The 305-nt window shown below is 38.7% G+C and carries 1 pseudogene; it reads right to left on the bottom strand.

Annotated features, from left to right (window positions below):
* Positions 1–305 (bottom strand): annotated as a pseudogene (locus tag ACFILW_RS10640) (SPOR domain-containing protein); the annotation flags it as partial.

Raw genomic sequence — 305 nt, 5'->3', positions numbered from 1 at the left:
GGGAGGGGGATTATCTCTGTGCGTATAGTTATGGGCAAAAAAGCCATCCGTTTGTTTTATATTTAAAGAGGGTGATGAGGAAAGAAACTCATCTAAATTATTTTCATTATATGAAATTTTTCTATTTGGGTTAGAGGCACCTTCGGCATTATTGATGTATTGGGCTCGAGCCTCATCATATATCGGAACTTTTTCGCTATAAGTTTCTTGTTGTGAGGGGGGGGCTTCAAAAAAATGGGGATAATTGGTTGTATGATCTTCTTGTGAAGCCCCCTTTAAAGAAGATTGTCTATCAACTGGTGGAG

This window comes from Bartonella sp. TT110JLCBS, assembly GCF_042193405.1.
Taxonomy (GTDB): domain Bacteria; phylum Pseudomonadota; class Alphaproteobacteria; order Rhizobiales; family Rhizobiaceae; genus Bartonella.
This window is presented reverse-complemented; position numbering and strand designations above follow the sequence as displayed.